The organism is Acinetobacter sichuanensis (assembly GCF_003024515.2).
GTDB classification, from domain to species: Bacteria; Pseudomonadota; Gammaproteobacteria; order Pseudomonadales; family Moraxellaceae; genus Acinetobacter; species Acinetobacter sichuanensis.
On the sequence record NZ_PYIX02000132.1, the window covers coordinates 1 to 1,889 of the forward strand.

General features: G+C 32.5%; 3 protein-coding genes. All 3 read right to left on the reverse strand.

Annotated features, from left to right (window positions below):
* Window positions 1-52 precede the first annotated feature (52 nt).
* The 3 genes from C9E89_RS22420 to C9E89_RS22425 are packed head-to-tail and all read right to left on the reverse strand — an operon-like array spanning window position 53 to window position 1,712.
* Entirely contained in the window at window positions 53-709 is a 657-nt protein-coding gene (locus C9E89_RS22420; protein ID WP_107010278.1) for a hypothetical protein, read from the reverse strand.
* 1 nt (window position 710) lies between these two features.
* The gene (locus tag C9E89_RS23525; RefSeq protein ID WP_171405212.1) at window positions 711-854 is read right to left on the reverse strand and encodes a hypothetical protein; all 144 of its coding nucleotides are present in this window, start codon (window positions 852-854) and stop codon (window positions 711-713) included.
* A gap of 36 nt (window positions 855-890) precedes the next feature.
* The gene (locus tag C9E89_RS22425; RefSeq protein ID WP_107010279.1) at window positions 891-1,712 is read right to left on the reverse strand and encodes a hypothetical protein; all 822 of its coding nucleotides are present in this window, start codon (window positions 1,710-1,712) and stop codon (window positions 891-893) included.
* Window positions 1,713-1,889 lie beyond the last annotated feature (177 nt).

The window sequence follows — 1,889 nt, forward strand, 5'->3', positions numbered from 1 at the left end:
TGCTGTATAAATCTTTTGTTTTTTGCTCATGGTAAACTCCTGATGAGTATGTTTAGTTTACTAAGTTAAAGTCTCCGTTTTTATCAGTACACATCAATTCTTTTCCAAAAAAACGACCTAGAAATGCTGCTACTACAGCATATTGACTTCCAGTGGTTAACACCTTATCCCAAAAGTTCTTAGCAGAAAAATTATCATTTTGATTTAATTCATTTGAGATTTCGATAATAGTTGCTAGTGCTTGAATATCATTTTCAACAGGATCAACTTTTGTACCTGTAATTGCATCAAGTGCATAATATATAGCATCCAATAGATTACCTGGGAATAACTCCGGAATCCCTACTGCCGTCCATGCATTAATGGCTTCTTTTAACATTCCTCTGTCATCTAAATATCCTGTTGATGTTGGATCAGATTCAGCTAAGTTTTTAATAGCAATTAAATCATATTGCGCAATAATATTTGAAAAAGTATCTAATGTAACTTCTTTTCCATTATATGCAGGATTATCTGAATTATTAATATATGTGCCAAGTTTTTCCTTATATTTTGAGATATTAGCAAAAATTATCATATCCATATTATCTGTGGATTCTGCCAAAATATTAGAAAACATTAACATATTAGCAGTATAGGCTGCGCCACCAAGTGCACCGCTAAAGGTAGAGATTTCACCTTGTACTAGAACCTGCTCTACACCAGTCATGTTATATAATGCCAAATAATACCCCCCGATCATTAGCAGTTAAAAATTGTTGTAAATAATCAATTTCCGCATTGGTGAGTTTTAATCTACCGTCGGATGTAAGCAGTGAATATTCTTTGTTTGGATCTGTTGCTGTAGTAGACATAGAATTTTCCTTATAAATATTTAAATTAATAACGTGTTAAGGTAAAACTGTTGAACGATTTAATAGCGTAATGATCTGTTGGCGGTACATCGTCCATTCTTTAATAGCTTTTGTTGCCCCCCCCCAACGTGGCAAAAATGTGACTAGTCTATTTTTATATAAAAATTTGAACTCATAACCCACCATTGGATCACGATATTCAATTTTAAATTTTTGGTCTAAGGGGGTATTTTCTGGCGTTACCCAAAAATCAGTATTAAAACTTTCAAGACAATCCTGTGGGGTAAAATCACCACTGTGCTTTTTCTCAAAACGTTTTAATAAATTTTTGTTTGTAGGATTGCCTTCTTTTGCTTTTTGTTGAATCTCCTCTATGTCATAACAGCGCATATATACATAGCTTTCTAAGCCCTCCACATCTTTACCTCGATAAATAATATCTTCTGGATTTTTCATCCATGATGTGGCACGAAAGTGGCGGTCATCCGTTTGAATTTCTTTATTGATAATGACTAAATAATCTCCTGTTTGAAAATCGCCATAGGGTACATGCTCACCTGTGGAAGGTCTTAATTCGAGCCATACATCATCAATCCGACCTGCTTGATAAAAAGTGCCTAAATGTCCGTAATGTGGATGTAAAAAGTTGCTAAAAGGCTCTAATTCATTATTTCTATCTAATGCTCTATTTAAATAACGCAATGGAATCTTAAGTTTAAGATCCTCAATGCTATGCTGCTTATCACCTTTCCAACTTAGGCTTAGATCTTGTTTACTTAAAATAAATTCTGGTGACCATATTTCATTAAATCTCGGAATATATTTAGTATTATCAGAGGCATCATAGATGCAACCCACTAGAAAAGATAAACCAAGAAATAAAGGTATAATTAGCCTGAAACCGTGTTTCCTTTTAGATCTTTTTTTCATATTTTTGCCTCTAACTATTAAAAGTTATTTAATATATTGTTAAATAATATATTAAATAACTTTTATTTTATTTAGTGTCTATTACGTTTTCAGCTAATTTAATAT